At 61.2% G+C, this 25,730-nt stretch carries 31 protein-coding genes; 11 read left to right on the top strand and 20 right to left on the bottom strand.

The window, feature by feature from the left end:
• Positions 1-4 precede the first annotated feature (4 nt).
• The 10 genes from ASPHE3_RS13775 (at position 5) to ASPHE3_RS13730 (ending at position 6,805) form a co-directional block, all read left to right on the top strand.
• Positions 5-574 (top strand): adenylate kinase, encoded by a 570-nt coding sequence (locus tag ASPHE3_RS13775; protein WP_013601815.1) that lies wholly within the window; start codon positions 5-7, stop codon positions 572-574.
• Between the two features lie 71 nt (positions 575-645).
• Complete coding sequence (map, locus tag ASPHE3_RS13770) at positions 646-1,473, top strand: type I methionyl aminopeptidase (protein WP_013601814.1); 828 nt, start codon at positions 646-648, stop codon at positions 1,471-1,473.
• Between the two features lie 105 nt (positions 1,474-1,578).
• Positions 1,579-2,514 carry a P1 family peptidase gene (locus tag ASPHE3_RS13765; protein WP_041652978.1) on the top strand — a complete coding sequence of 312 codons (936 nt, stop codon included), beginning with the start codon at positions 1,579-1,581 and terminating at the stop codon, positions 2,512-2,514.
• Between the two features lie 169 nt (positions 2,515-2,683).
• Positions 2,684-2,905, top strand: coding sequence for a translation initiation factor IF-1 (gene infA / locus ASPHE3_RS13760; protein WP_009358723.1), 222 nt, complete (start codon positions 2,684-2,686; stop codon positions 2,903-2,905).
• Between the two features lie 69 nt (positions 2,906-2,974).
• A complete protein-coding gene (gene rpmJ, locus ASPHE3_RS13755) occupies positions 2,975-3,088 on the top strand; it encodes a 50S ribosomal protein L36 (RefSeq protein WP_009358722.1) in 114 nt (37 codons plus the stop codon).
• Positions 3,089-3,262: 174 nt separating this feature from the next.
• On the top strand, positions 3,263-3,637 hold the full coding sequence (gene rpsM / locus ASPHE3_RS13750) for a 30S ribosomal protein S13 (protein WP_003803743.1): 375 nt from the start codon (positions 3,263-3,265) through the stop codon (positions 3,635-3,637).
• Positions 3,638-3,691: 54 nt separating this feature from the next.
• Complete coding sequence (rpsK, locus tag ASPHE3_RS13745) at positions 3,692-4,093, top strand: 30S ribosomal protein S11 (RefSeq protein WP_009358720.1); 402 nt, start codon at positions 3,692-3,694, stop codon at positions 4,091-4,093.
• A 131-nt stretch (positions 4,094-4,224) separates the two neighbouring features.
• Positions 4,225-5,235 carry a DNA-directed RNA polymerase subunit alpha gene (locus tag ASPHE3_RS13740; protein ID WP_013601812.1) on the top strand — a complete coding sequence of 337 codons (1,011 nt, stop codon included), beginning with the start codon at positions 4,225-4,227 and terminating at the stop codon, positions 5,233-5,235.
• A gap of 68 nt (positions 5,236-5,303) precedes the next feature.
• Complete coding sequence (rplQ, locus tag ASPHE3_RS13735) at positions 5,304-5,882, top strand: 50S ribosomal protein L17 (RefSeq protein WP_013601811.1); 579 nt, start codon at positions 5,304-5,306, stop codon at positions 5,880-5,882.
• Positions 5,883-5,914: 32 nt separating this feature from the next.
• The gene (locus ASPHE3_RS13730) at positions 5,915-6,805 is read left to right on the top strand and encodes a tRNA pseudouridine synthase A (RefSeq protein WP_013601810.1); all 891 of its coding nucleotides are present in this window, start codon (positions 5,915-5,917) and stop codon (positions 6,803-6,805) included.
• Here ASPHE3_RS13730 and ASPHE3_RS13725 read toward each other — a convergent pair.
• A complete protein-coding gene (locus tag ASPHE3_RS13725) occupies positions 6,802-8,472 on the bottom strand; it encodes a sensor histidine kinase (RefSeq protein ID WP_013601809.1) in 1,671 nt (556 codons plus the stop codon). The genes ASPHE3_RS13730 and ASPHE3_RS13725 overlap by 4 nt on opposite strands.
• Before the next feature lie 253 nt (positions 8,473-8,725).
• Here ASPHE3_RS13725 and ASPHE3_RS13720 point away from each other — a divergent pair, with 253 nt between their 5' ends.
• A complete protein-coding gene (locus tag ASPHE3_RS13720; protein WP_013601808.1) occupies positions 8,726-9,517 on the top strand; it encodes a response regulator transcription factor in 792 nt (263 codons plus the stop codon).
• Here ASPHE3_RS13720 and ASPHE3_RS13715 read toward each other — a convergent pair.
• From ASPHE3_RS13715 to ASPHE3_RS13625, 19 genes are all read right to left on the bottom strand, one after another.
• On the bottom strand, positions 9,514-9,978 hold the full coding sequence (locus ASPHE3_RS13715; protein WP_041652207.1) for a hypothetical protein: 465 nt from the start codon (positions 9,976-9,978) through the stop codon (positions 9,514-9,516). The genes ASPHE3_RS13720 and ASPHE3_RS13715 overlap by 4 nt on opposite strands.
• Before the next feature lie 93 nt (positions 9,979-10,071).
• Positions 10,072-10,956, bottom strand: a complete 885-nt coding sequence (locus ASPHE3_RS13710) for a type II secretion system F family protein (RefSeq protein WP_013601806.1) — start codon at positions 10,954-10,956, stop codon at positions 10,072-10,074.
• Between the two features lie 7 nt (positions 10,957-10,963).
• Entirely contained in the window at positions 10,964-11,896 is a 933-nt protein-coding gene (locus ASPHE3_RS13705) for a type II secretion system F family protein (RefSeq protein WP_013601805.1), read from the bottom strand.
• 10 nt (positions 11,897-11,906) lie between these two features.
• A complete protein-coding gene (locus ASPHE3_RS13700; protein WP_013601804.1) occupies positions 11,907-13,394 on the bottom strand; it encodes a CpaF family protein in 1,488 nt (495 codons plus the stop codon).
• Positions 13,394-14,590 carry an AAA family ATPase gene (locus tag ASPHE3_RS13695; RefSeq protein ID WP_013601803.1) on the bottom strand — a complete coding sequence of 399 codons (1,197 nt, stop codon included), beginning with the start codon at positions 14,588-14,590 and terminating at the stop codon, positions 13,394-13,396. The genes ASPHE3_RS13700 and ASPHE3_RS13695 overlap by 1 nt, the downstream gene beginning before the upstream one ends.
• Complete coding sequence (gene cpaB, locus ASPHE3_RS13690) at positions 14,587-15,345, bottom strand: Flp pilus assembly protein CpaB (protein ID WP_049786072.1); 759 nt, start codon at positions 15,343-15,345, stop codon at positions 14,587-14,589. The genes ASPHE3_RS13695 and cpaB (ASPHE3_RS13690) overlap by 4 nt, the downstream gene beginning before the upstream one ends.
• A 34-nt stretch (positions 15,346-15,379) precedes the next feature.
• Entirely contained in the window at positions 15,380-16,417 is a 1,038-nt protein-coding gene (locus ASPHE3_RS13685; RefSeq protein ID WP_013601801.1) for a TadE/TadG family type IV pilus assembly protein, read from the bottom strand.
• Complete coding sequence (locus tag ASPHE3_RS13680; protein ID WP_013601800.1) at positions 16,405-16,779, bottom strand: TadE/TadG family type IV pilus assembly protein; 375 nt, start codon at positions 16,777-16,779, stop codon at positions 16,405-16,407. The genes ASPHE3_RS13685 and ASPHE3_RS13680 overlap by 13 nt, the downstream gene beginning before the upstream one ends.
• Positions 16,780-16,935: 156 nt before the next feature.
• Positions 16,936-17,127 carry a Flp family type IVb pilin gene (locus tag ASPHE3_RS13675; protein WP_013601799.1) on the bottom strand — a complete coding sequence of 64 codons (192 nt, stop codon included), beginning with the start codon at positions 17,125-17,127 and terminating at the stop codon, positions 16,936-16,938.
• A 257-nt stretch (positions 17,128-17,384) separates the two neighbouring features.
• Positions 17,385-18,263 (bottom strand): type II secretion system F family protein, encoded by an 879-nt coding sequence (locus tag ASPHE3_RS13670; protein ID WP_013601798.1) that lies wholly within the window; start codon positions 18,261-18,263, stop codon positions 17,385-17,387.
• A 9-nt stretch (positions 18,264-18,272) separates the two neighbouring features.
• Positions 18,273-19,214: a type II secretion system F family protein gene (locus tag ASPHE3_RS13665; RefSeq protein WP_148258107.1), complete on the bottom strand. Its 942-nt coding sequence runs from the start codon at positions 19,212-19,214 to the stop codon at positions 18,273-18,275.
• Positions 19,215-19,216: 2 nt separating this feature from the next.
• Positions 19,217-20,680, bottom strand: coding sequence for a CpaF family protein (locus ASPHE3_RS13660; RefSeq protein WP_013601796.1), 1,464 nt, complete (start codon positions 20,678-20,680; stop codon positions 19,217-19,219).
• Entirely contained in the window at positions 20,677-21,876 is a 1,200-nt protein-coding gene (locus ASPHE3_RS13655) for an AAA family ATPase (protein ID WP_013601795.1), read from the bottom strand. The genes ASPHE3_RS13660 and ASPHE3_RS13655 overlap by 4 nt, the downstream gene beginning before the upstream one ends.
• Positions 21,876-22,601 carry a Flp pilus assembly protein CpaB gene (gene cpaB, locus ASPHE3_RS13650; RefSeq protein ID WP_013601794.1) on the bottom strand — a complete coding sequence of 242 codons (726 nt, stop codon included), beginning with the start codon at positions 22,599-22,601 and terminating at the stop codon, positions 21,876-21,878. Before cpaB (ASPHE3_RS13650) ends, ASPHE3_RS13655 begins: the two co-directional genes overlap by 1 nt.
• Before the next feature lie 49 nt (positions 22,602-22,650).
• Complete coding sequence (locus tag ASPHE3_RS13645) at positions 22,651-23,709, bottom strand: TadE/TadG family type IV pilus assembly protein (protein ID WP_013601793.1); 1,059 nt, start codon at positions 23,707-23,709, stop codon at positions 22,651-22,653.
• Positions 23,697-24,074, bottom strand: coding sequence for a TadE/TadG family type IV pilus assembly protein (locus ASPHE3_RS13640; protein ID WP_013601792.1), 378 nt, complete (start codon positions 24,072-24,074; stop codon positions 23,697-23,699). Before ASPHE3_RS13640 ends, ASPHE3_RS13645 begins: the two co-directional genes overlap by 13 nt.
• Before the next feature lie 115 nt (positions 24,075-24,189).
• Positions 24,190-24,384 (bottom strand): Flp family type IVb pilin, encoded by a 195-nt coding sequence (locus ASPHE3_RS13635; protein WP_013601791.1) that lies wholly within the window; start codon positions 24,382-24,384, stop codon positions 24,190-24,192.
• 87 nt (positions 24,385-24,471) lie between these two features.
• Positions 24,472-24,654, bottom strand: a complete 183-nt coding sequence (locus tag ASPHE3_RS13630) for a Flp family type IVb pilin (protein ID WP_013601790.1) — start codon at positions 24,652-24,654, stop codon at positions 24,472-24,474.
• Between the two features lie 281 nt (positions 24,655-24,935).
• Entirely contained in the window at positions 24,936-25,601 is a 666-nt protein-coding gene (locus tag ASPHE3_RS13625; protein ID WP_013601789.1) for a prepilin peptidase, read from the bottom strand.
• Between the last annotated feature and the right edge of the window lie 129 nt (positions 25,602-25,730).

The following is a 25,730-nucleotide window of genomic DNA, read 5'->3' as shown; positions in this document are numbered from 1 at the left end:
GAGAATGTTGATTATTGGACCTCCCGGTTCAGGAAAAGGTACGCAGGCGGAGCGGATTTCAGAGCGCCTTGGCGTTGTGGCCATCTCCACCGGTGACATCTTCCGTGCGAACGTGAAGGGCGAAACGCCCCTTGGCATCGAGGCCAAGAAGTACATGGACAACGGCGACTTCGTTCCGGACAGCGTGACCAACAAGATGGTGCGGGACCGGCTCAGCGAGGCCGACGTCGAAAACGGCTTCCTGCTGGACGGTTACCCCCGCACCACGGCGCAGGTGGACTACCTGGATGAGATTCTCGCCAAGGGCGAGGAAAAGCTCGACGTCGTCCTGCAGCTGACTGCCGACGATGAGGAACTCGTCCACCGCCTGCTGGGCCGGGCCAAGGAAACGGGCCGGAGCGACGACAATGAAGCCGTCATCCGCCACCGCCTTGACCTCTACCACGAGCAGACGGAAGCCGTAGTGGCCAAGTACGCCGAACGCGGCATCCTCACCCAGGTGGATGGCATCGGCCCCATCGACGAGGTCACCGACCGCGTCATGGAAGCCATCAAGGCTGCCCAGGCAGCCTGACCCAGCGCACAGCTTTTCCGAGGCTCCTCCCGGTAGACGGGAGGAGCCTCAGCCATTTGAAAGGAAACACCATGGCCTTTGGCCAGCCCCGTATCGAATACAAGACCAACGCCCAGATGCGCACCATGCACGAGGCAGGCTTGGTCCTGAGTCGTGCCCTTGACGCTGCCGTGGCGGCCGCCGTTCCCGGTGTCACCACCAAGCACCTCGACGACGTTTTCGCCGCGGTCCTGAACGAAGCGGGCGCAAAGTCCAACTTTCTTGGTTACCACGGCTTTCCGGCCACCATCTGCACATCGGTCAACGAGGAAGTGGTCCACGGCATCCCGGGCAGCCGGGTCCTCAATGACGGGGACATCATCTCAATCGACGGCGGCGCGATCGTCAACGGCTGGCACTCCGATTCCGCAAGGACCGTCGTTGTAGGCACGGCCGATCCGGAGGACCAGCGCCTCTCGGACGTGACGCGCGCAGCGATGTGGCACGGCATTGCCGCGCTGGCCACCGGAAAGCACGTGGGCGACATTGGGGCTGCAATCGATGACTACGTCTCGTCCGTTCCCGGCAAACCGCTCGGGATCCTCGAGGACTATGTGGGCCACGGCATCGGTTCCGAAATGCACATGGCCCCCGACGTGCTGAACTACCGCACCAGCCACCGCGGCCCCAAGATCAAGCCGGGACTGTGCCTGGCGATCGAGCCCATGCTGGTCCGCGGCGGCATCGAAACCGCGGTCCTGGAAGATGACTGGACCGTGGTCACCACCGACGGGAAGCGGTCCTGCCAGTGGGAGCATTCCGTTGCGGTCCACGAGAAAGGCATCTGGGTGCTGTCAGCGCCCGACGGCGGCGCGGAGCACTTGGTGCCGCTGGGCGTCACCCCGGTCCCGATCCCTTAGGTCCCCTCCCTTCTTCCCAACTAGGTAGCGCTAAGTGTCGTTTTGGGCCCTCAAAACGACACTTAGCGCTACCTAGTTGGGGGGGGAGGGGGAACAATGGGTGCCATGGGAGCAATCACTGACGTGCCGGGAGTCCGGGTGGGGCATCAGCAAAAGTCCGACGACGGCTGGCTGAGTGGCGTGACAGTGGTGCTGCCCCCGGCAGGCACGTTGGGATCGGTGGACGTCCAGGGCGGCGGGCCGGCCACCCATGAGACCGACGCCCTGGATCCCACCACGCTGGTCAGCGCAGTGGACGCCGTGGTGCTGACCGGCGGCAGTGCCTACGGCCTGGCCTCAGCCTCCGGCGCCCAGCGCTGGTGCGAGGAGAACGGCCGCGGCTTCGCCGTGCCCGGGGGAGTGGTTCCCATCGTTCCGGCCGCCGCGATCTTCGACCTTGGCAGGGGCGGGGACTTTTCGGCACGTCCGACGGCGGACATGGGCTACGCTGCAGCCGCCGCCGCTGGGGGGCAGGAGGAAGGGCACGACGTCGGACGCGGCAACGTGGGTGCCGGCACCGGTGCGCTGCTTGGCAGGACCTACAAGGGCGGGGTGGGGACAGCTTCGGTCTCGCTGGAAGGTGGGGTGCTTGTGGGGGCACTGGCCGTGGTGAACGCGCTGGGCCTGCCGCTGGTCGGGCACACGGTTCTCCAGGAGTCGGTGGCTGGACCGCCGCTCAACACAACGCTTGTTGTTGTTGCCACGAATGCCATCCTTGACGTCGCCGAGTGCAAGCGGACCGCTTCCGCTTCGCATGCGGGCATCGCCCGGGCGCTGAGTCCCAGCCACACCCTTGCTGACGGCGACACCGTCTTTTGCCTTGCAACCCAAGCCGTGGCACTGGACCGCTCGGACGAACCTGCCCGGCAGCTCAGCCTTATTACGCTGCAGAGCGCGGCAGCCGACGTCGTACGTTTGGCCATCCTTGACGGCGTGGCCAGCGCTGCAGCCGTGACGACCCCGGCAGGCCACTATGGTGCGTACGGGGCAGAGATGCGCTAGCATTGCTGGATTTAACTTTTACCGGGAATCAGAGTAGTGTTGTTTGTTGGTTGTCTGGACTGCCACGCCCTTTTGGGTCCCGGAGTGGACAATCGATCCAACAAAAACGTTCGTGGTCATGACCGGTGCAATCGGGCAGGACTGCGGCAACAAACAGTTAGCGGAGGGTATGGCCAAGAAGGACGGGGTCATTGAGATCGAAGGCGTTGTGACCGAGGCGCTGCCTAACGCGATGTTTCGCGTTGAGCTCACCAACAAGCACATCGTACTGGCACATATCTCTGGAAAGATGCGTCAGCACTACATCAGGATTCTCCCTGAGGACCGCGTAGTGGTGGAGCTGAGCCCGTACGACCTCACCCGTGGTCGTATCGTCTACCGCTACAAGTAAATTGCTGGGCGGCCCCGGTGTGAGCTGGCGCCGCTCCAGTTGACCAACTGTTACACGCAAAGGAATGCCATGAAGGTCAAGCCGAGCGTCAAGCAGATCTGCGAAAAGTGCAAAGTGATCCGCCGTAATGGCCGGGTCATGGTGATCTGCGAGAACCCGCGCCACAAGCAGCGCCAGGGCTAATTCCCTTCACTGGGAAATCCTGGGTTGTTAACCCACGCAAGTAAATAAAGGCAGCACAAGCTGATCTGGGACGTATGGAGCCCGGGCAGCTAACCCCCGGTCGGAGGCTGGGGCCGCACGGAACGTGCGGGTGTACTGCCTACGACCTCCGGTTTATCAAGGAGTACTGCCACTATGGCTCGTCTCGCTGGCGTAGACATTCCCCGCGAAAAGCGGCTGGAAATTGCGCTTACTTACATCTACGGCGTGGGCAAGACCCGTGCACACGAAACCCTGGCCGCCACTGGCATCAGCGCTGACGTTCGCGTCAAGGACCTGACCGATGCCCAGCTGGTTGAGCTGCGTGACTACATTGAAGGCAACTACAAGGTTGAGGGTGACCTTCGCCGCGAAGTAGCAGCAGATATCCGCCGCAAGGTTGAAATCGGCAGCTACGAAGGCCTGCGCCACCGCAAGGGCCTGCCCGTACGCGGACAGCGTACGAAGACCAACGCCCGTACCCGCAAGGGCCCGAAGCGCACCGTCGCCGGCAAGAAGAAGGCCCGTTAAAATCCCCGCCGGGATTAACGGACTTTCCCCCGATAACTTTCTGTAGGAGAAATAATGCCCCCGAAGACTCGTGGCGCGGTTCGCAAGCCGCGTAAGAAGGACAAGAAGAATATCGCGCTTGGCCAGGCGCACATCAAGAGCACTTTTAACAACACCATCGTTTCCATCACGGATCCGACCGGCGCTGTTATCTCTTGGGCTTCCTCAGGTGAGGTTGGCTTCAAGGGCTCGCGTAAGTCCACCCCGTTCGCAGCCCAGATGGCTGCCGAAGCTGCTGCCAAGCGTGCCCAGGAGCACGGCATGCGCAAGGTTGACGTTTTCGTCAAGGGACCGGGTTCAGGACGCGAGACCGCGATCCGTTCGCTGCAGGCCGCAGGCCTCGAGGTTGGCTCCATCCAGGACGTCACCCCCGCCGCCCACAACGGCTGCCGCCCGCCGAAGCGCCGCCGCGTCTAAGGCTTTCGACGCCGCATGAGCTTGCCCGGACCATTGATGGTGCGGGCAAGCCCAGCGCGTTAAGTCTTCAGACCGAATTTCCACCACCTGTGTTGCGTCATATAGCGGATGCTCGCCGAAAGGAAACCTAAGTGCTCATTGCACAGCGCCCCACCCTCTCCGAAGAGGTAGTCTCCGAAAACCGTTCGCGTTTCATCATTGAACCGCTGGAACCGGGCTTCGGCTACACCCTCGGAAACTCCCTCCGCCGTACCCTGCTCTCCTCCATCCCCGGTGCTGCCGTAACCAGCATCCGGATCGATGGCGTGCTGCACGAGTTCACCACGGTTCCGGGTGTCAAGGAAGATGTCACTGAGATCATCCTGAACATCAAGAGCCTCTCGGTTTCCTCTGAGCACGATGAGCCGGTTGTTGCCTACCTGCGCAAGCAGGGCCCCGGAGTCGTCACCGCCGCGGACATCGCTCCGCCGGCCGGCGTCGAATTCCACAACCCGGATCTGCACATTGCCACGCTGAACTCGAAGGGCAAGTTCGAACTCGAACTGACCATCGAGCGCGGCCGCGGCTACGTTTCGGCAGCTCAGAACAAGTCCGGCGATGCAGAGATCGGCCGTATCCCAGTCGACTCCATCTACTCGCCGGTGCTGAAGGTTACTTTCCGCGTGGAAGCAACCCGTGTTGAGCAGCGCACCGACTTCGACAAGCTGATTGTCGACGTCGAGACCAAGCAGGCCATCGCCCCGCGCGATGCCGTCGCTTCCGCAGGCACCACCCTGGTGGAGCTCTTCGGTCTGGCACGTGAGCTGAACACCGCAGCTGAAGGTATCGAGATCGGCCCGTCGCCCACCGACGCTGCCCTGGCAGCCGACATGGCACTGCCGATCGAGGATCTGGACCTCACCGTCCGTTCCTACAACTGCCTCAAGCGTGAGGGCATCCACACCGTGGGTGAACTCGTTGCCCGCTCCGAGGCTGACCTGATGGACATCCGCAACTTCGGTGCCAAGTCCATTGACGAGGTCAAGGCAAAGCTGGTTGAACTGGGCCTGTCCCTCAAGGACTCGCCTCCCGGTTTTGACCTCGCAGCACGCGCCGCAGCAATCGAAGAGGACGACGCCGCCTTCGGCGACGACGAACTCTAAACCAGACCTTGGCCGGCGGGCCGCACCATGGTGTGCAGCCCACGGCTTCCATTTGAGGAGAAACAACTATGCCTACCCCCACTAAGGGTCCGCGCCTCGGAGGCGGCCCGGCTCACGAGCGCCTCATGCTCGCGAACCTGGCAGCATCCCTGTTCGAGCACAAGCGGATCACCACCACGGTCACCAAGGCCAAGCGCCTGAAGCCGTACGCAGAGCGCCTGGTCACCTTCGCCAAGCGTGGCGACCTCGCTTCCCGCCGCCGGGTCCTCGGCCTGATCAGCAACAAGGGCGTCGTCCACGAGCTGTTCACCGACATCGCCCAGGCTGTGGAGAACCGCGACGGCGGCTACACCCGCATCACCAAGATCGGCAACCGCAAGGGCGACAACGCTCCCATGGCTGTCATCGAGCTGGTCCTCGAGCCCGTTTCCGCCAAGCAGGCCGTAGTCGCTGAGGCTACCCAGGCTGCTGCCAAGGCTGCTCCGGCTGCCGAGGAAGCTCCTGAGGCTGAGGAAACCACCGAGGCTCCCGCCGCTGACGAAGCTGCAACCGAAGAGGCTCCGGCCGCTGAGGCTGCAACCGAAGAGGCTCCGGCCGCTGAGGAAGCTGCTGAAGCGCCCGCTGCCGAGGAGAAGGACGCGAAGTAATTCGCTGACCTCCTTCGCATAGACTTGAGTCTATGAACGACCAAAAACCCGCGGCCCCCGTTTTGGGGGGCGGCGGGTTTTTGCGTGTCCGGCTTGATCTTTCGTACGACGGCGGCCCCTTCAGCGGGTGGGCACTGCAGCCGGGCCTGAGGACAGTCCAGGGCGTCCTGGAGGAGGCCCTGCACCTCCTGGTGCGGCGTCCGGTGCGCGTGACGGTGGCCGGCAGGACGGACGCGGGCGTCCACGCCCGTGGCCAGGTGGTGCACCTTGACCTGACCGAAGCCGAGTGGCTGGGACTGCCGCGGGGGCACGAACTGGATCCCGCCGTCGCCATGCTGCGCAGGATCCGCGGCGCCCTGAGCCGTATCCTCGGGGACCTCACCGGGGCGGTGGAGGTCCATCGGATCATCCTGGCCCCGCCCGGCTTCGACGCACGGTTTTCGGCCCTCTGGCGGCGTTACAGCTACCGCATTGCGGACGGCCCTGCGCTCTGGGACCCGCTGGGCCGGTACTCAACCCTCTGGCACAAGAACCCGCTGGACGTTGACCTGCTGAACGAGGGAGCGTCCAAGCTCCTGGGGCTGCAGAACTTCCTGTCATTCTGCAAGCCGCGGGAAGGGGCCACCACCATACGGGAACTGCAGCGCTTCGAGTTCACCCGGGCGGAGGACGGTGTCATTGTGGCCACAGTCCAGGCGGACGCGTTCTGCCACAACATGGTCCGTGCCCTGATCGGTTCCGCCCTGTACGTGGGCGAGGGCGTGGAAGAACCGGGCTGGCTGTATGAGCGGCTGCTGGCGCAGAAGCGGGACGCAAAATCCGTGCTGGCCGCACCGCATCCGCTGGTGCTGGAAGAGGTCGCCTACCCGTCCGACGACGAGCTGCTGGCCCGTGCCGAACGTACCAGGGCCCTGCGGAACTAGAACGCCGGCGGCGGCCCGTCTGCCGGCAGCGTCAGCGTAAAGGTGCTGCCCTTTCCCTGGCCGCTCTCGCAGGTGATGGTCCCGCCGTGGCCCTCCACGATCATCTTGGTGATGGACAGCCCCAGCCCGGCCCCGGAAATTGCCGCCTTACGCGCAGCCTCGGACCGGAAGAAGCGCTTGAACACCCGGGCGGTGTCCTCCCGTGACATCCCCATGCCGGTATCGCTGACGCTGAGTTGTACCCAGTCCTTGCCGGACCTGGCGCTGATGCTGACCGTGCCGCCGTCGGGGGAGTACTTGATGGCGTTGGACACAAGGTTGTCCAGGGCCTGGCCGATCCGCAGCGGATCCGCATATGCCCACAGGGGCGACGGCACATCGGTGTTGAGCTGGATGTGGGCGCGCTCAGCCTCGGCCAGCGCGGAGCCAAGGCTCGTCTCCACCAGGCTGGCCAGGTCCGTCCGTTTGGGGTGCACGTTGAGGGCGGTGGACGCGCTGGCCGTCAGGTCCGAAACAAGCGCAGCCAGCCGCTCCGCATTCCGTTGGACCACCAGCAGGCGCTGGGCCACTTGCGGCGGCAGGTCGGCCCCGACGTCGTCCAGGACGAGGTCGATATTGCCGATGATGGAGTTCAGGGGTGACTTGAACTCATGGGACACGTTGGAAACAAGTTCCTGGTTAGCGGCCAGCGCCTCCACCCAGCCGGTGACGTCGTTGTACACCACCACCGCCCCGTTGAAGGTGCCGTCCTCGCTCGTCAGCGGCCGGGCAGCGGTGGAGACGGCCCGCTGCTCTGCACCTTCACCGGCCCACACCAGGTAGTCGGCGAAGGATTCGCCCGCTATTGCGCGGCTGATGGGGCGTTTCTCGGGCGGCAGCAGGGTCCGCCGGTCCTGGCCGAAGATCAGCTGGTGCCCCTGCCCGGGGATGGCGCTGTCCGCGCGGGTGGCCTGGCGGAAATCCTTCTGGCGGTTGTTGGCCACGAGGAAGTTGCCGGAACGGTCGACGGCGGCAATACCGACGTCAGTAGCGTCGAGGACCGTCTGGAGCAGTTTTTCCCGTTCCCGGCTTTCGCGCAGCAGCTTGCGCAGTTCCCTGTCCTTTTCCGCCAGTTCGCGCTGCTGCAGCCGGACGTGCACGCTGGCAAACCGGATGGCCAGTGACACTGAAAGCATCATGAGGGGGAAGAGGAGGGCGGTGGTGATGTCTGTGGCCGTCAGGTTGGGGAACCGGCCAATCATGGGCGGAACCATGATGAGCAGCGGTCCCACGAAGCTGAGCACCAGGCTGGTGCGGGCCAGTATCCCCGACGCGGAAAGCCAGATCACGGGAAACACAACCAGGACTGCCAGGCCCGGGAGGAGGGGCGCGGCGCCGTTGCGGAGAAGCCCGATGGCGGCGAAGTCCAGGATGGGAACCAGCAGGTAGGGCCGGTGGGGCAGGCGCTCCCACGGCACCAGGAAGCAGCCCAGGAACAGGATGCCGTGCATGATCAGCCCGGACAGGTAAAGCGGACTCTGCAGGAGCGTGGGCCAAGCCAAGGGAGTGGCCACGGCCAGCGCCGCCACGATCAGCGTCAGCGGCAGCTGGCACAGGACCACCTGGGCGCGCGGTCCCAGCCCGCGGAAAAACCGGGCAGGTCCCCGATTGAACATGTGCTCAGCCATGAGTGGGAATCAGGCCTCCGCGACGTGAATGGAAAGGCCGGGCGGCAAGTGCTTTCGAATTCGGGCACGTCATTTTCGGCACATCCTTTCCGCTCGTAATGCACACCTCTTGTCATGATAATTGACTTTCCGAAATGAATGGCGAAAGAGATGTGATCAGCAGGGCTTACGAGTAGCGTATAAATGGTTGGAGCGGGTATGGCATTGGCGCTGGGCCGATGGGGGGCCATGTCCGCCTGGCACGGGGATTTCAATGGACGAACTTGGTGTGGCTGTTGTAATTGAAGACGATGCGGATGTGCGCAACCTCCTGGAGGGAGTGCTGACACAGGCGGGTTTTGAAGTACATACAGCGGCAGACGGACGGGCCGGTGTGGAAGTGGTCCGCAGTAAACAGGCCAACGTGGTGACGCTGGATATCGGGCTTCCGGACATCGACGGGTTTGAAGTCCTGCGGCGCATCCGGCATTTCAGCAACGCCTACGTGGTCATGCTGACGGGCCGGACTGAGGAACCGGACTTGTTGTCCGCCCTCAATGCCGGAGCGGACGACTACATTGCCAAGCCCTTCCGGCCCAGGGAGCTCAGGGCACGGGTGGCTGCAATGATGCGCAGGCCACGGCACGACGCGAATGGGCAGAAGTCTGCGGTGGCCGCTTGGGGAGCACCGGCGGCCCCGGCCGCCGCCCCGGCCGCCCACGACACCGCCGTGCTGCACCATAACGGACTCACACTGAACTACCGGACCCGGACTGTGGAGATCAAGGGCCAACCGCTGGGGCTGACCCGCAGCGAGTTCGACCTGCTTCATGTGCTGCTCCGCGGAGGCGGCGCGGTTTGTACCCGGTCCGACCTGGTCAGGGCCGTCCGCGGCGAGTTCTATGACGAGGACACGTACATCAGCGAAGCGGACGAACGCGCCGTCGAGGTCCACATCGGCAACCTGCGGCGCAAGCTCAAGGAAGACCAGCAGTCGCCGCGCTGGCTGCAGACTGTCCGCGGCGTAGGGTACCGGTTGGCTCCCGCGAGGTCTTCTGAAGGCTAGTCGTTCTCCAGGATGTAGGTGGCCTGCAGTTCGGAGACGGTTTGTCCGCCATCTTCGGCCACGCGGCCCATCAGCAGCTGCCCCTCACCAAAGTCACCCCTGCGGATGACAGCCTCCAGGAGCTCGGCGAGTTTTGCCAGCCGGAGGCCGCCCACCATGGCGGAGGTGATCTTCAGGCTGATCACGGCATCCAGGGCAGAGGCGCGGTCCTGGCTTTCCACGGCTGCTGCCAGCCGGGTGTAGCGCTGGTCCCACATCGCGGTGTAGTCGCGGGCGAAGCGCTGGGCCAGGCCGGAGCCGGCGAGCTCGTCTTCGAGCTCTTCGAGGACCGTTGCGTCAACGAGCGGCAAGAGACCGGCCGCTTCCTGTGATTGCGCGGCTTCGGCTGGCTGAGCGACCCCAGGCTGCAACGGGTCCGCGGCGGCGGCCTCGCTGCTGAAGCCGGGATCTTGACTGTGCATTGTTCAAGGCTACTTCCTGAAATTCTTCCGTTGACCTATTTCGGGTGATCCTGTGGAAACCTTGAGCGATTTTGCAGCTGGCACTGGGATGCCCTACTGCCCGCTCAAAGTCACCACGGTGTTGATGACGGCCGGCCCCAGAATGGCAATGAACAGGACCGGGAAAATGAAGAAGAGCAGCGGAAACAGGATCATTACGGGGAGTTTCATCGCCTTTTCTTCAGCGCGCTGCCGCCGTTTCATGCGCATCACCTTGGCCTGGACGCGAAGTACCCGGCTGATTGCAATGCCATAGGTGTCCGCCTGGATTATGGCCTGCACGAAGCTGCGCAGCTCAGGGATGCTTGTCCGTTCGGCCAGCGCCAGGTATGCCTCCCTTCGGCTGCGGCCCACCTGCATGTCCTGCAAGGTGCGCACCAGTTCCTCTGCCAGCGGGCCCTTACCGTTCTCGCCCGCCCGTGCCATGGCGCCCTCGAAACCCAGGCCGGCCTCGACGGAGATCAGCATCTGATCGAGGGTGTTCGCCAGCTCCAGCTGGATGACCTTCTGCCGCTCCTTTCCCTTGCTGTACAGCAGCAGGTCCGGAATGAAATAGCCCATGAACAGGACGAAAAGGCCCGCAAGTTTCATTAGCGGCGTGGTTCCTACGGCTGTCATATAGAGCCCCACCACGAGTCCTGTGAGGCCCAGCGCCAGCTTAGTACCCAACACTTTGCCCAGCGGCATTGAAAGCGGTCGGCCAGCAAGCGAAAGCAAACGGTCCAGGAACAGGACGTAGCCCGGGGGAGTCAGACGGCGGCCGATTGTTTCGAGCATGGTTCGTTTGGTAGCTGAGGCCACGCTGACCGAGGCGGTTCCCCTCGCCAGCAGTTCGCCAACCGCAACCTGGCCCTGTTTGTCGACTGTGAGGACGGACCAGGTCAGCCCGGCTACAGGAACGCAGACCAGGATGACCGAGACGAGAATGATCAGGTTCATGATTCCCTCAGAACTTCAGGTCGATGATCTTGCGCATCCACAACGCGCCGATGGTCATGAGGACGAAGGAGACCCCGATCATCGCCCATCCTAAAGGATGGGAGAACATGGAGTTCATGTAGGTCGGGCTCATGGCCACGAGCATGGCCACAATTCCGAATGGCATGGCAATCAGGATGTAGGCAGAGAACTTGCCCTCTGCCGCCAACGCCTTGATGTGGCCTTTGATCTCACTCCGCTCGCGGATTGTTTCTCCTGTCTGATCCAGGACGTCCGCCAGGTTTCCACCCACTTCACGGTTGATTTGGATGGCCTGCGAGATCCAGACAAAGTCTTCATTCTGCATGCGTTCAGCAGTGTCGTTGAGGGCTGCCAGCAGGTCACGGCCCAGGCTGGTTTCCGTGATCACGCGCCGCATCTCCTCGGACGTAGGCTTCTGCGACTCGGCGGCGGCAGCGTCGATGGCGCGCAGGATACTGTGCCCGGCGCGGAGTCCGCCGGAGAGGAGCTGCAGGGTGTCGCCCAGTTGGCTGTCGAACGCGGCCCGGCGTTTTCCGGCCAGGAATCCCAGGACAAGCTTTCCCACGAAAGGGGCCACAACGGTAAGGAGGAGCCCAACCAGAGGGCCAACGGTGACGATGCCCACCAGCATGCCCACGCTGCCGCCGATGCCCACCAGCAGGAAGAACTCGGCCTGGCTGAGGCGAAGCCCGGCATTCTCCAGTTCGGCGCGGGAGAACAACTTCACGTCCCGCCCGGTAAGTAGCCGCTCAAAGGACCTGACGGCAGATCCCGCCAGCCGTGACAGGGACGAGGGAGGTTCGGATTCAAACGGACGACGGCGGTCCAGCGGCACTCTCGGGGCGCTGGGCAGAAGCACAGTTACGCCCAGTAGACTCACGGCGACAAGCAGGATGACTGCTCCAACAGCAAGGATCACGACTGTCCCCTTATTTCCCGGCCGACGTTTGCGGGCCTGTGAAGACGGCAGGTGAAACGTGGATGCCTAGATCTTCGAAGCGGTCAATAAACCGTGGCCTGATTCCGGTGGCCACGGGTTTGCCGAGGAAACGGCCATGGGAGTCCACTCCTGCCGAGTAGTCGAAGACGAAGGCATCCTGGAGGGTCACTATGTCTCCTTCCATACCTTGGACTTCAGTGACATGAGTGATGCGGCGGGAGCCGTCCCGGAGCCGGGAGATCTGGACGATGAGGTTGACCGCGGATGCAATCTGCTCGCGGATGGCCCGCAACGGGAGGTCCATTCCTGCCATCAGAACCAGAGTTTCGAGGCGAGCCACCGCGTCCCGGGGGGAGTTGGAGTGGACAGTCGAGAGCGAACCGTCATGGCCCGTGTTCATAGCTTGGAGCATGTCCAGCGATTCCCCGCCACGGACCTCACCTACGACAATGCGGTCGGGCCGCATGCGCAGCGAGTTCCGGAGCAGTTCCCGGATGGTCACCTCGCCCTTGCCCTCCGTGTTTGGCGGTCGGCTCTCGAGCCGGACAACGTGTTCCTGTTGGATCTGGAGTTCCACGGCGTCCTCGATGGTGACGATGCGTTCGTCCGACGGCAGGAAGGACGACAGCACATTGAGGAGCGTGGTCTTGCCGGTGCCAGTACCGCCCGAGACGATGATGTTGAGTTTGGCTTTGACGCACGCATTAAGCAGCTCGGCCATCTCCGGCGTCAAAGTACCGAAACTAATAAGGTTCTGGACGGTCAGCGGAGTCTTGCTGAATTTACGGATTGTCAGTGAAGACCCGCCGACGGCAAGGGGCGGAATAACGGCGTTAACACGGGAGCCGTCCTCGAGGCGCGCATCCACCAGTGGGGAGGACTCGTCGATGCGGCGGCCCACCTTCGAAACGATCCGTTCAATGACCTTGCGCAGGTGTTCCTCCGAACTGAACCGCGACTCGGAAAGCGTCAATTTGCCTTTGCGCTCAACGTAGATCTGATCCATTCGGTTGACCATGATTTCGCTTACGTCCGGATCGTCTAGAAGGCGTTGGAGCGGGCCATAGCCGAGGACGTCATCGGCAACGTCGCGGACGAGGCGAGTTCGTTCCTCGGGCGACAGCGGAACCTGCTCGGCATCGATGATGCGGGTTAGTTCCTCCTTGGCAGTGCTCCGTAGCTCCTGCTCGGTAACCGCAGCATCATTAAAGCGGGCCCCCATCCTCTCGAAGAGTGCGGTGGCGGCCCGGTGCTTCATGGCTGCGAAGACATCCACAGGCTGTGCCTTGGGCACAGTGGAGGCACCGGCGTCGGACGTTGAAAGGTCGACGGTCGGGCGGGCAGGAAGGTGCCGTGGCTCGCTCTCCCGCGTCGGGGTGGGGGCAGCGGTGGGGCGCGGTGGTTCCAGCACGGCAACACTGCCGCCCGACGCCTGGTTGCGGTCCTGGACCGCGCTGATCCGTTCGGAGAGCTTCATCAGATGACCACCCTTCGGTGAAGCTTGCGCTGGGCCTGTGTACGCCACGCAGGGTTGAACCGCTCCACCAGCTGGCGGAGGCTCTTCACGGCGGGGTCCTTTTTCGATTCCTGGAGGACGGGGACGCCCCGGTTCGTGGACAGGGCCACGGCCCGGGACCGCGGGACGCTGACGTCCACGGGCGCGCCAATGGTGGATTCGACATCCTGGACATTGAGTCCGGCTCTGGCATCCGCCATGTTCAGGACCACATGCCGTGACTCGGGCATGATTTCCAGCTGGCGAAGTACCTCCAGGCCGGACCGGAGGCCGCGGAGGCTGGGAATGTCCATGGCGCTGACCCAGACGGCGTCGGTGCACTGCTCCATGGCGGCGAGGCCGATCTCCTGCATGCCCGGAGCCGTGTCCAGGACTACGTACTGGAATTCGTGGGACAGCTGTTCTACCAGGTGACTGACCTGTTCCGGAGTGATGTGGTCCGCTTCCACGGGGTTCGGCGGCGCGCACAGGGCGTAAATTCCGGCGGGGTGCACGGTAAGGAAGGCCTTGAGGACCAGCGAGTCCTGGGCGGCGGCGGGGGTGACTGCATCAGTGACGGTGTGCTCGGGGTTGAGATACAGGCCGGAGGCGACATCGCCGAACTGCAGGTCAAGGTCCACAATGACCACGCTCATGGGCGCGATCTGGCCGAGGCCGATGGCGATGTTGGTGGCCAAGGTAGTCTTCCCCACGCCGCCCTTCGGCGAGAAGACGCCGATCACCAGGCCCTTGCCGCCGTTTTCCGTTTGGACGGATTCGGGGCCGCGATTGCGGGTTGCGAAGGACTGGCAGGCGCGCTCCAGCAGCACGCGGATTTCGGCGGCATCGGCCTGCGGACTGAGAATGTCGCGGATCCCTGCGCGCATAGCGTGGACGAGGTAGGTCGGGTCAATGTCGCTTACCAGGACCAGGCTCAGGCCGGGGAGTTGGACGTCGAAGACTTTAGCGAACCGCAGCGCCTCCTCGTAGGGGACGTCCGGTCCGATGATCAGGACTTCCGGCTGTTCCTGGTTAAGGAGTGCGAACAGTTCGGCGGGGCCAGCCGGGAGAATGTCCGAGGCGATGGTTTGGACGGACCCGCGGAGGCCGTGTGCGACGGCGTCGCGGAGCTTCTGATCGAATTCGGAGCTGGGGGAGAGCAGGACGAAGCGGCTCACTTGTAGACCACTTCCTTGCGTTCAACCCGTGGGCCATTGTCCTGGGCGTCGAGTGGTTCCTTGGTGAGCCAGAGAGTGCCATTTATGGACGTGAAGATAATCTTGGCGGCATCGACGTCGGTGACGGCGACGGTGATCATAAGGGAACCCTGCGGGAGGGTGGTGTCTTGAGAATTAGCCTCGCCTTCGGCCGGCTTCTCGGTGCTGGCAGGTTGGGGTGCACGCTGGACGGCGGTCACGATTACCTTGCGCAGTGTGAGTTGGGTGGTGGCGTCATCGGCCTTGGCCTTGTAGGCCCCGTTCTCGAAGTTCAGTGCGATACCAACGTGATCGCCTACATTGATCCGGCCACCCACCACGCGCTTGGGTTCTACCTCGAAGGAAACTTCCTGCAGGCCGGCGGGCACCTCGACGGCGCCTTGGGCTTTGACGTCGGCCGGGGCGACGAGCCGTTCGGCCAGAAGCTGTTCGCCGGCTACCAGATCCACGGCGCTGACGGTGCCAGCTTTGTTGTCCAAGCTGCTCAACGCGGTATCGGAGACTCCGGCGGCGGGCATCCTTTCCAGGGCGAGGGAAGCAGCCATGTCATTTACGGGAGTGCCCGCTGGGATCGCCGTCTTCACCACCAGGACATCCACTGGCTGGGTGGTGGCTATGGCGCGCTGGTCAGCGCCCTGCGCATAGAAAATGATGAGGAGGGCCCCCACAATCGCCAAGGCAACCGCGGCGGTTCCTGCCACTAGGCGAGACTTCACTTTTTGCTCCTGGTAAGACGTAACTAGGTTTGGGTCAGGGGGACATGCGGACGATCGTGGCCCCATACTCGTCCACGGGTCCGAGCGTGTAGCCATCGGCGAGGGAAACGTACTTGACGAACTTGCCAATAATGCCGCGGCACTCGCCGGTGCATGCCGTCGTGGAGGTTACGCCGGTCGTCGTCGAACTTTCGCTTCGGAACTCGTAGGGCAGGCCGGCGCTTCCCGTGAACTTCCAGCCGGTGACCTCGAATGCCGCGAAGGACACTAATCCATAAATGGCGCCGCTACCGGTTCCGGTAACCTTGTTGAAAATGGGCAGGAGGACTGTGACCTTCCGGCCTGCGTTGATATCATCAGCCCACTTCTGCAGGGTAGTCCCGCAGTTGCCCGGCGCGTTGTTGCCAGGGTCACTGCCGCCCTCACTGACGGCAAGATCGATGGTTCCGCCGCACTTGCCAAGGTCCTGAACCAGCCAGCCAAAACCGCCTTCGACAGCCGCCCCGGACGGGCCGTAGTTACAGTCAACGTTGGAGTTCTTGCCGTGTTCCTGGAGAAGCTGGAGCGAGCCGCCTATGTTGTCTTTGACCTGGCAGATGGAGAAGGCGAGGGGAAAGGCGGTACGGCCGGCCATGGGACTACCCCAGACGGCTGATGCCCGCGCTCCGACTTCCTTCGTAGGAATGCCGAGAGCGTCCGCAAAGAACAGGGAGACCGAGTTGTCTGCACCACCAACTTCCTTGGCAGAGGTGGTGACGCTGACTTTCCTTGTCGTTTTATCGAGGTCGATGGTGTGTACCTTGCTCATGCCGTCCAATGCGTTCCGGTTGGCGAGGCCGCTGGCAAGTGCCGACGTCGTCGAGCAGTCCACCCCGGTTGCGTCCCGGGCGCATTTCTGGGCCACGGCGATTGCGGAGGCGTCCGCACCGTTTTGCAGCTGTGCGCGTTCAGAGTAGATCACTCCGATGTCGACGGCGATCGCCACGAACCCTAGGAGGGCGACCATGAGAATGGCCACGATGACGCTGATGGCGCCGCCTTCGATTGCGTTGCCATCTTTTACCCGCCGCACAGCATGACTCCTTTTCCTGTCATCGGGAAAGGGCCGGCAATTCCGGTGATGGTGGCCAGGTTGTACTTGATGGTGAGTGTGACTTGCGCATTGGTGCTACATGCGGTGGTGCTCAAAGTGATGTCCGAATCCGGGATGGTTGTGCTTACGGACACTGCTGCATTTTTCGCGGCTGTCCTGGCACCAGCCGGGTCATTGTTGATGGCCATGACCCGGACACCATCACGCGCGGCGTTGGTAAGGGTGATCTGGGCGTTGTATGCCCGGCCGAATTCGATCGTGCCAAGAACCAGCAGCAGGAGTACCGGGAGAAGAATCGCGAACTCAACGGCGGCTGCCCCGCGTTCGGATGTTTCGGGCATTTGCTGCGACCCTCCTCTCGTCCACTATTGACGCGCATCGTTTCGAGACATGGAAGAAAATTGTGCGGCGCAGGTTTCGGCTGCGCCGCACAACAAGTTTGCGGGTGTAACGGAAATAACGTCCGTCCTACTTGCTCCATGGGAGCGGCGGACGACTTAGATTGTGACGTTCACCTTGTCGAACATTCCGTCCAGGGTTGTGCCCAACAGCTGGACAGCGACGATGATGACGACGGCAATGAGGCCAACCATGATGCCGTATTCGACGGCGGTTGCGCCCTTTTCGTTGCTGAGGCGGTTCTTGAGGTTGAGGCCGAGGGTCTGAAGGGTGGCGATAAGAGAAAGCATTCTGTACTCCTGAGCGAGACGGATGGCTGGCCCTGCACCAGCTCTGATACGAAGTTAGCAACCAAGAAAGGTACTGGCTCGGTATCTTGGGACATCCTGCGCAAAGGTTTTCCACAGTGTACTTTTCTTGCGCTTCTGCTTGGATTTTGCTGCGCTGACGCTGGGGTTTGGACTTCCGCCGCCACACAAACGGACCCCCTCGGTTCTGGGTGCCGAGGGGGTCCGGTCTTAGGGGCGCCTTGCGGCGCGAGGGGGGCTTAGGTAAAGGCCTCAACGATCTTTATAGCGGCTGGCCCGAGGAGAACGATGAAGAGCACCGGGAAGATGCACAGCAGGAGTGGAAAAAGTACTTTCACGGGCAATTTCATTGCCTTCTCTTCGGCCCGCTGGCGGCGCTTCACCCTCGCCTGTTTTGCCTGTGTCCGGAGTACTTTCGCAATACCGATGCCGTATTTGTCGGCCTGTATTACGGCCCGGACGAAGCTTCGCAGATCTTGTACCGATGAGCGGTCTGCCAGAGCCTGATACGCATCTTGACGGGGGCGCCCAACCTGGATGTCCTGCAGTGTGCGCATTAGTTCCTGGGACAAGGCTCCGTCGCCGTAACCGCCGGCGCGGGCCATTGCAGCTTCAAAGCCAAGTCCTGCCTCCACTGAAATGAGCAGCTGGTCCAGGGTGTTTGGCAGCTCAAGCTCGATTTCCTGTTGGCGCTTGATTCCCTTGTTGTAAATCAAGAGATCGGGGAGGAAGTAGAGGAGAGCCGACATAAAGAGTCCCAGGGCGATGATCTGAGCCGATGGAGAACTTGCATACATCAGCAGTCCCAGAATTGCGCCAGTGAGAGCGAGCAGCGGCTTTGCGATGATCACCCTCTCCAGCGGCAGCGAAGCCGGTCGACCTGCGAGGGAGAGCCAGCGGTCCAACTTTGCTTCATAACCGCTAGGAGTCAGGCGCTTGGAAAGGTCCAAAAGCGCAGGAGGGCGCTGTATCGCTTGGCCTCCCGCCTGGGTAAAGCCCTGCGTCAGATTCGTCTGCACGGCAAGTGCAGCTTTGCGGTCTGTCGTAGCGAAAGCCCAGACAAGGTAGGTCAGGGGAAGTACGATCAGTGAGATGTAGAGCCATGCTATGGGTGTCATGGTTTCCCCCTAGAACTTGATCTTCACTACGCGGCTCATCCAGAAGCCACCAACTGTGAACATGACTATGGCCATGACGAGCATCACGAGCCCGAGCGGTTTCTCCACGAACACGTTGAGGTACCCAGAGTTGATAAAAGCGAGGATAAAGGCGACCCCGACTGGCATGGCCATCAAAACATAGGCCGACATCTTTCCCTCGGCGCTGAGAGACCTGATCTGCCCCTTGATTTCGCTTCGCTCCCGTATGGTCCCGGCGACTTGCTCAAGCACTTCTGCCAAGTCACCGCCGACTTCCCGGTTGATTTGGATCGCCTGGGAGATCCAGCGGAAGTCTTCGCTATCCATTCGCTCGGCTACGTCTTCGAAGGCTAGACGCGAGTCCTTTCCGATGCGGGTCTCGTTGACAATCCGGAGAAGCTCTTCGGAAGTGGGCACGTCTGCTTCCTGGGCGGCAGCTTCAACTGATCGCAGCACACTGTGCCCTACCCTTAGCCCACCGATGAGCATTTGTATGGTGTCTGTCAGCTGCCCCTCAAACTTGGCCCGCCGCCTGTCCCGAAGGATAGCCAGGACCACCTTGGCAAGGAATGGAGTTGCTGCTCCCGCCAACAGCCCAAGGACGGGGTGGGTCAGTAGGGCTGTAAAAGCTCCCGCGAGGAAAGAAGCAATGACAACAGCAACCGTGAAATCCGCTGGTGCCATTTTGACGCCTGCCCTGTATAGCACCTCACGGTTATAGGGCCCACCTGAATCACCGATGACATTTTCTACGGCAGTAACTGCCGTCTGCGAAACGCGGGCGACTGTTGACCGGTCCTGCTGGATGCCCAACCGCCTTCTTTCCAGGGGGAGCGATCCGAACCGGGGTTTGAAGACAACGAAGATCACGAGGAGCAGCGCCGAGAGGCACAGGGCCACGGCAAGGACGAAGACCATGGGGGAGTCCACCGCTATCGCCTTCCTACGGGTGCTACTACTGTGCCGAAAACTGCTGGCGATACCGAAATGCCAAGTTCGGCGAAGCGATCCAGAAAGCGTGGCCGGATGCCGGTGGCCACCGGTTTGCCCAAGAATCGTCCGTGGGCATCCATACCGGCCGCATAATCGAAAAGGAAGGCATCTTGCAGCGTGACAATGTCACCTTCCATGCCTTGGACTTCTGTTACGTGTGTTACCCGTCGGGTGCCGTCGCGGAGACGTGTCACCTGGATGATCAGGTCCACCGCAGACGAGACTTGTTCACGGATCGCTCGGAGTGGCAGGTCCATGCCGGCCATGAGGACCAGGGTTTCCAGGCGAGCGATGGCGTCCCTCGGAGAATTGGCGTGCACTGTTGACAGGGAGCCGTCGTGGCCCGTGTTCATTGCCTGAAGCATGTCCAGGGATTCGCCGCTTCGAACTTCACCCACAATGATGCGGTCCGGCCTCATGCGGAGGGAATTGCGGACCAGCTCACGGATGGTAACCGCGCCCTTGCCTTCAATATTGGGAGGCCGGCTTTCCAGCCGGACAACATGCTCCTGCTGGAGCTGCAATTCAACAGCATCTTCGATGGTCACGATGCGGTCATCTGGAGGTATGAATGAGGAAAGCACGTTGAGCAGAGTGGTTTTGCCGGTTCCCGTGCCGCCCGAAACGATGATGTTCAAACGTGCGCGAACACATGCGTTCAGCAACTCAGCCATCTCTGGCGTCAACGAACCCCAATCAATCAGGTTCTGCACGGTGAGGGGCACGTGACTGAACTTGCGGATGGTCAACGAGGGCCCGTTTACTGCCAACGGCGGGATAATTGCGTTGACCCTGGACCCGTCCTCCAACCGAGCATCAACCAGCGGTGACGACTCGTCAATTCGGCGGCCCACTCTCGAGACGATACGTTCGATGACTGTCCGGAGGTGGTCGTCAGAGCTGAAACGTGTCCCTGTCAAGGTCAAGTGCCCGTGGCGCTCAATGTAAATCTGATCAAATCGATTGACCATGATTTCCGTAATTGACGGGTCCTCCAACAAGCGCTGCAGGGGGCCATAGCCCATAACCTCGTCGGCGATCTCCCGAATCAGCCGGCGCCGTTCCTCTGGAGACAGCGGAACCTGTTCTTCATCAATGACGGTGGACAGTTCATCCACGGCGGAGGCGCGCAAAGCCTCTTCAGAGGAGGCCGTGTCGCCAAATCGGCTGCCCATGCGTTCAAACAGCGCTTGAGCGGCCCTTTGCTTCAGATTTGCCAAGGCATCCACGGGCGGCGATACTGCAGGCGCGGCCGTCGCCGTAGAGTTAGAAAGCAGCGAGTGGCTCGTTGACAAAGAAGGGGTCGGAGACGTCTGAATTTCGGGTGCAGCTGCCGCGGCCGCCACATGCTGATCCGGGCCGGGATTTCCGCTGGACCGTGAAAGTCGATCTGAGAGTTTCATGAGACAACCACCCTTCGATGAAGCTTGGTTTGTGGGGAAGCCTGCCATTGGGGATCAAAGCGATCCACGAGCTTTTTCAGGCCCTTGGAGGCAGAATCCCTGGCGTTGCTTTGAAGGATGGGAACACCTCGATTGGTAGAAAAGGGAAGAGTCTTGGACCGTGGCACCACTGTGTCCACGGGAACTCCGATCGTTGCTTCAACGTCCTGAACTGATATGCCGCTCTTCCGGTCGGCAAAATTCAGGACGGTGTGCCGCCCTTGGGGCAGCAGTTGGAGTTCCCGAAGCACTGAAAAGCACTTGTGCAGACCGCGAATACTGGGCACGTCCATCCCGCACACCCAGACGCCGTCTGTTGCCTGCTCCAGCGTCGCCAGGACATGTTCGCCGAGCCCAGGGGCAGTGTCTACCACTACATACTTGAACTCGCTTGCCAACTGATTGATAAGCCTGTTGACATGCTCAGCCGTGATGAAATCAGATTCTGCAGGAGTCTTTGGGCCGCAGAGCGCGTAAATCCCCGCTGGATGTACAGTCAGGAATGCTTTGAGCACCATGGAGTCCTGTGAAGCGGCGCCATGAACTGCATCAGTGATTGAGTGCTCCGGCTCCAGCAATAGTCCGGAGGCGACGTCACCAAATTGCAGATCGAGGTCCACCAGGACGACGCTCATGGGTGCCACTTTTCCCAGCCCAATTGCCAGGTTAGTGGCGACAGTAGTCTTGCCAACGCCTCCCTTTGGAGACATGACCGCGATGACCCTTCCGCGATCCTGCAGCCCTTCGGCGGCGGGAGCCATGCCACGGCGGCGACTAGCGGAAGCCAGACATGCTCGCTCGAGAAGGACCCGCAGTTCACTAGGACCAATCTCCGCCGACACCACGTCCCGAATGCCCGCATGCATAGCGCGTAGTACTAGCTCCGGGCTTGCCTCCGCAATGAGGAGGAGGCTGATTTCCGGATACTGCAGGTCGAAAACCGTAGCCAACTTTAGGGCGTCATCTGGTGCTACACCTGGGCCCAGGATAAGAACTTCGGGTGGGGCGCCATTGAGCTGCTTGAAAACATCATCCGGTCCCCCCGACAGAATCGCCGGCGATAGGGTCTGTAATTCGCCATGAAGTGCGCCGGTGATTGCCTGACGAATACGTCCTTCGAAATCACGTACTGCGGTTATGGCCACAAAACGGCTCATCAGAACAGCCCTCCGAATGTGGTTACTGGCGGCGTTGACTTCACGGTTGATTCGCTTTGCTTGGCCAGCCACAGCTTTCCAAACTCCGCACTGTAGATGAGTTTCGAAGCGTCAGAGTCGCTTCTGGCGAACGTGATAAAAGCAGAACCGTTTGGCATCTCAACTGCCGGCTCGGATGAACCCGAACCTGAATTGTTCTTTGAATCAGACGGTGCCTTCTGCACGGCGGTGATGAGGACATCGTGGAACAGCAAGCCCGTTTGTCCGTCCTCTTTGTCGAATGAAGAGTAGATGGTCACTGTGTCGCCAGCTTCAAGCCGGCCTCCGAGGATACGTTCGGGTGACAGCAAGAGAGTGACTTCCTCGAGTCCCTCAGGAACTGGAACCGTGCCAGGCGCCAAGTCCCGTGGATCCACCAACCGAGTGGCCATCAGTTGTTCGCCTGGCTCCAGAGCGACTGCCGTGACCTTGCCTTCCTGTTGGTCCAGGCTAGTCAGGGCACCTGCAGGAACCGCAGACTTGGGGATCGAGTCGACACGCAGTTTGGCTGACAAATCCGACGTTTTGGTGCCCGCCGGGACCTTCTCTTTGACAACAAGGACGTTAACAGGTTCAAGTCCGGCTTGGGCGCGGGCTGAGGCGCCCTGAACATAGACGAACAGGAGAGCAGCTCCCACTACTGCCAGCAGTAATGCGGCTAAGCCTCCCAGTAGGCGTGATTTCACTTCAATTGCTCCTTTATTGACGTGGCAAGCGAGACGTAGTCCTGCTCAGTTACTTCGATAGGAACACCTTGGTTGCCCCAAAGTTCGGGCCCCTGCCGGTGGTAACGACGGCCTCTTCGAGAGTTACGAAGCGGACAAAGTAGCCCTGAAGTCCTCTGCAATTGCCGGTGCAGCTAGGCGCAGCCGGATCGTTATGGGTCACAGAAGGGCCACCGAACTTGTAGCCCGTGACTTGGAATGCAGCAAACCCGACCAGCGTGTAGACGGTATTGCCCCCGCCGTCCGTAGCGGAATCGAACAGCGGTACCAGTGCAGGTTCGTCCATGATGTTTGTCAGGATGGCGTCGCATTCCGCCGCTGTAGGGAAATGGTTGCCTGGCTGGCCTTGCACAGTGGCATCGAGTTCGATATCCGCACTACAGCCTTCGTCGGTCTCCAGCCATCCGAATCCGCCTGGCTGGTATCCGTTCTGGCTGGCGCAACCGGGGTAGTCAGGAGTGTTTTCGTCATAGCGCAGCAAGATGTGCGTAGGTGTGGGATCGCCGGTGAAGCTCCCAGTGGTATCAAGTTCAGTCAACTGAGTAGGCGTCAAGTACTTGCGGAAAACGCATTCACTCACCGTCCAGGGAAGCGTGGAACCAGACGATGGCGGACCCCACGAGGCTTCGGCAGCAGCCGTAATTTGGCTCGTGTCGATTCCTAGGACCCGGGCAAAGAAGAGGGAAAAATGATTGTCGCCTGACCCCGCTTCACGAGCGTTGGTCTCCACCCGGATGGTCGAAGGGCTAGGTTGTGTTACTGAGAAAACGCCTGTGGCCCCATCATTAGCATTTGCATCGGCAAGCCGGTTTGCCGGGGCTGCCATCGCTACTGCGCAATTGACCCCATTCGCACACTCCTCGGCGATGGCTAGTGATGTTGCATCAGCACCGTTCTGGATTTGTGCCTTTTCTGCATACATCGCCCCCACGTCAACGGCTAATGCTGCGCATCCAAGCAGAGCAACCATTAAGACTGCCACCAGAATCGTGGCCGCGCCTCGCTCTGGGCTTTCGTGGGTGGTGGAGGAGTCGCACGTTGTATGAGTTCGCTGAGTTAACCGCCACATCGCATTACCCCCACTCCCTTCATGGACAGTGGAAAGATCCCCGGGGCGCCGAAGAAGCCGGCGTCAAGGAAGCCTGTTAACGAAGGCAATGCAACGCTGGTCGTCACCTCGACATCCGACCCACTTGAGCAGCTGCTGGAGTTGTCGGATACGGACACGGGCAGCCCGGCGAGAGCCGGCGCTGCCGCAAGTGCCGTTCCCCGCACATCCAATCCTGCTTCGTCGTGGTGGATTGCTGCGTAACGTGCGCCCTCACGGGCGGCCTGGGTCAGGGAGACCTGGACGTTGAAAACTCGTCCAAACTCTATAATGCCCAGAAGAAGAAGCAGCAGCAGCGGGAGTACGATTGCCATCTCGACCGCCACAGCGCCTCTTTCCTTCCTGTCTGAATACATGAATGCTCCCCAGTGTGTCCTGCGGGTTGAAAAGTACGAATGGTTCTTGTGGTGATGAGCAATCACCACAAGAACCATTGATGCCCTAGATTGCGGTGGAAACTTGGGTGAAGAGCTCTGCTACCTTGGGCCCCAGTACGATTACCGCCGCCATGACGACTACAGCGATGAAAGCGACCATGATGCCGTACTCAACCATGGTGGCGCCCTTCTCATTCGAGTTGACGCGCTTCTGGACGGTTTCGAGGAACGTGACGATGATTGTAATGAATGCGCTCATGTCGACTCCTTAGGAAAATCAGGTTCTGTGTTCCGGGGTTGGGGTGAGGGCGTAAATTATTCCTTCGCCCCGACCCCGGACATTCACCTAGATTGCGGTTGATACAGACGTGAAGAGGCCTGCGATCTTGGGGCCGAGAATGATGACAGCGGCCATTACCAGAACGGCGATGAAGGCGACCATAATGCCGTACTCAACCATCGTTGCGCCCTTTTCTTCACGGGCCAGGCGATCCTTGACGCCGGCGATGAAAGCAGTCATAGAGACCATAAGAGAAGTCATTTTATTGTCCTTAATTCGGTGAAATGGAACCAATTGATTTCAACGAATTTCCAGCTGCCCCCATAAGTCTTTAGCGGCTGGACTTCGCTAAGAAGAGATTGTCATTTTGGGGGCAAAGGCAACAATGGGTAGTGGTACTCGACTTTTTTGAGGCGTGCAAAAAGTACGTACTCGAAACAAAGGGGGAGTACTCAGGTGGGTGCGCCGGCCTCTTCGGGTACTACCTGCTTGAGGCGTACTTGGGCCTCTGGTTGGAAGCTATGGGAGTGCTAGGCGAGCAGCAGTGCGATGCCCGCGGTTGCCCCGAGCATGGAGGGCCCGTGTGCTACTTCCGCCGCGTCTTTCCGGCCTTTAATCGCCACCACAACCAGTGTGACCAAACCGTTCAAGATGAAGCCAAGGAGGCCGCCGTAGAGCAAATGGGTCCAGCCTAGGTACCCCAGGTAAAGACCGATGGGCGCGGCCAGTTTCACATCGCCCATCCCTATGGCCCCGGGGGAGATCAGGGCCAGGATCAGGTAGACGGCGAACAAAATGACGGCGGCAAGTAATGCCCGGAGAAGGTCCGGGGTTCGCAGAGCGAAGACCGCGGGCACTAATAACAGGAGGAAACCGCCTGCGAGTAACGCGAGAACCATGGGGTTTGGCAGTAAATGCAGGGCAACGTCGGTACGGGCAAGCTGTATTCCCAGGATCGCAAAGAATATAAAGGCCGGCAATTCAGGGACAATTCCAAAGTGCACAGCAAACAGGGCGCAGAACGCAAAGGTGAGGGCCGCCGTCGTAATACGAACGGCAGGGGATGCCCGCCCGCCTAACCGGGGAAGGAGCCGCGCGACAAGGCTGTCGGCCGCAAGGGAGAGCGCCGTGCCCAAAACTCCGGCGGCGAGGACTGGAAGCCAGCCTGCGAACCCCTCATTACCTACTGCATCCACCGCGACCCCCTGCGCCCGTCACGCCGGCATGCGCTGAAATGGCGTCCGGCTACCCCATTTTGACCCTGAACCCCCTGACGCGCTAATCTTGGTAGTCGTTGTGCGTGTCCTATTCCGATGGTGCGTGCC

This window comes from Pseudarthrobacter phenanthrenivorans Sphe3, assembly GCF_000189535.1.
Taxonomy (GTDB): Bacteria; Actinomycetota; Actinomycetes; order Actinomycetales; family Micrococcaceae; genus Arthrobacter; species Arthrobacter phenanthrenivorans.
Note: the sequence above shows the minus strand (reverse complement) of the source record. Positions and strands in the feature narration are given on the sequence as shown.

Excerpts from the sequence above, each read along its gene's own strand:
- rpsK (WP_009358720.1), top strand. The coding sequence starts at position 3,692 with ATGCCCCCGAAGACTCGTGGCGCGGTTCGCAAGCCGCGTAAGAAGGAC.
- ASPHE3_RS13720 (WP_013601808.1), top strand. The coding sequence starts at position 8,726 with ATGGACGAACTTGGTGTGGCTGTTGTAATTGAAGACGATGCGGATGTG.
- ASPHE3_RS13630 (WP_013601790.1), bottom strand. The coding sequence starts at position 24,654 with ATGGTCTCTATGACTGCTTTCATCGCCGGCGTCAAGGATCGCCTGGCC.
- ASPHE3_RS13635 (WP_013601791.1), bottom strand. The coding sequence starts at position 24,384 with ATGAGCGCATTCATTACAATCATCGTCACGTTCCTCGAAACCGTCCAG.
- ASPHE3_RS13730 (WP_013601810.1), top strand. The coding sequence starts at position 5,915 with ATGAACGACCAAAAACCCGCGGCCCCCGTTTTGGGGGGCGGCGGGTTT.
- ASPHE3_RS13680 (WP_013601800.1), bottom strand. The coding sequence starts at position 16,779 with ATGCCCGAAACATCCGAACGCGGGGCAGCCGCCGTTGAGTTCGCGATT.
- ASPHE3_RS13715 (WP_041652207.1), bottom strand. The coding sequence starts at position 9,978 with ATGCACAGTCAAGATCCCGGCTTCAGCAGCGAGGCCGCCGCCGCGGAC.
- ASPHE3_RS13660 (WP_013601796.1), bottom strand. The coding sequence starts at position 20,680 with ATGAAACTCTCAGATCGACTTTCACGGTCCAGCGGAAATCCCGGCCCG.
- ASPHE3_RS13775 (WP_013601815.1), top strand. The coding sequence starts at position 5 with ATGTTGATTATTGGACCTCCCGGTTCAGGAAAAGGTACGCAGGCGGAG.
- ASPHE3_RS13710 (WP_013601806.1), bottom strand. The coding sequence starts at position 10,956 with ATGAACCTGATCATTCTCGTCTCGGTCATCCTGGTCTGCGTTCCTGTA.
- rplQ (WP_013601811.1), top strand. The coding sequence starts at position 5,304 with ATGCCTACCCCCACTAAGGGTCCGCGCCTCGGAGGCGGCCCGGCTCAC.
- infA (WP_009358723.1), top strand. The coding sequence starts at position 2,684 with ATGGCCAAGAAGGACGGGGTCATTGAGATCGAAGGCGTTGTGACCGAG.
- rpmJ (WP_009358722.1), top strand. The coding sequence starts at position 2,975 with ATGAAGGTCAAGCCGAGCGTCAAGCAGATCTGCGAAAAGTGCAAAGTG.
- ASPHE3_RS13670 (WP_013601798.1), bottom strand. The coding sequence starts at position 18,263 with ATGACACCCATAGCATGGCTCTACATCTCACTGATCGTACTTCCCCTG.
- ASPHE3_RS13765 (WP_041652978.1), top strand. The coding sequence starts at position 1,579 with ATGGGAGCAATCACTGACGTGCCGGGAGTCCGGGTGGGGCATCAGCAA.
- ASPHE3_RS13655 (WP_013601795.1), bottom strand. The coding sequence starts at position 21,876 with ATGAGCCGTTTTGTGGCCATAACCGCAGTACGTGATTTCGAAGGACGT.
- rpsM (WP_003803743.1), top strand. The coding sequence starts at position 3,263 with ATGGCTCGTCTCGCTGGCGTAGACATTCCCCGCGAAAAGCGGCTGGAA.
- ASPHE3_RS13645 (WP_013601793.1), bottom strand. The coding sequence starts at position 23,709 with ATGTGGCGGTTAACTCAGCGAACTCATACAACGTGCGACTCCTCCACC.
- ASPHE3_RS13700 (WP_013601804.1), bottom strand. The coding sequence starts at position 13,394 with ATGAAGCTCTCCGAACGGATCAGCGCGGTCCAGGACCGCAACCAGGCG.
- map (WP_013601814.1), top strand. The coding sequence starts at position 646 with ATGGCCTTTGGCCAGCCCCGTATCGAATACAAGACCAACGCCCAGATG.
- ASPHE3_RS13675 (WP_013601799.1), bottom strand. The coding sequence starts at position 17,127 with ATGCTTTCTCTTATCGCCACCCTTCAGACCCTCGGCCTCAACCTCAAG.
- ASPHE3_RS13725 (WP_013601809.1), bottom strand. The coding sequence starts at position 8,472 with ATGGCTGAGCACATGTTCAATCGGGGACCTGCCCGGTTTTTCCGCGGG.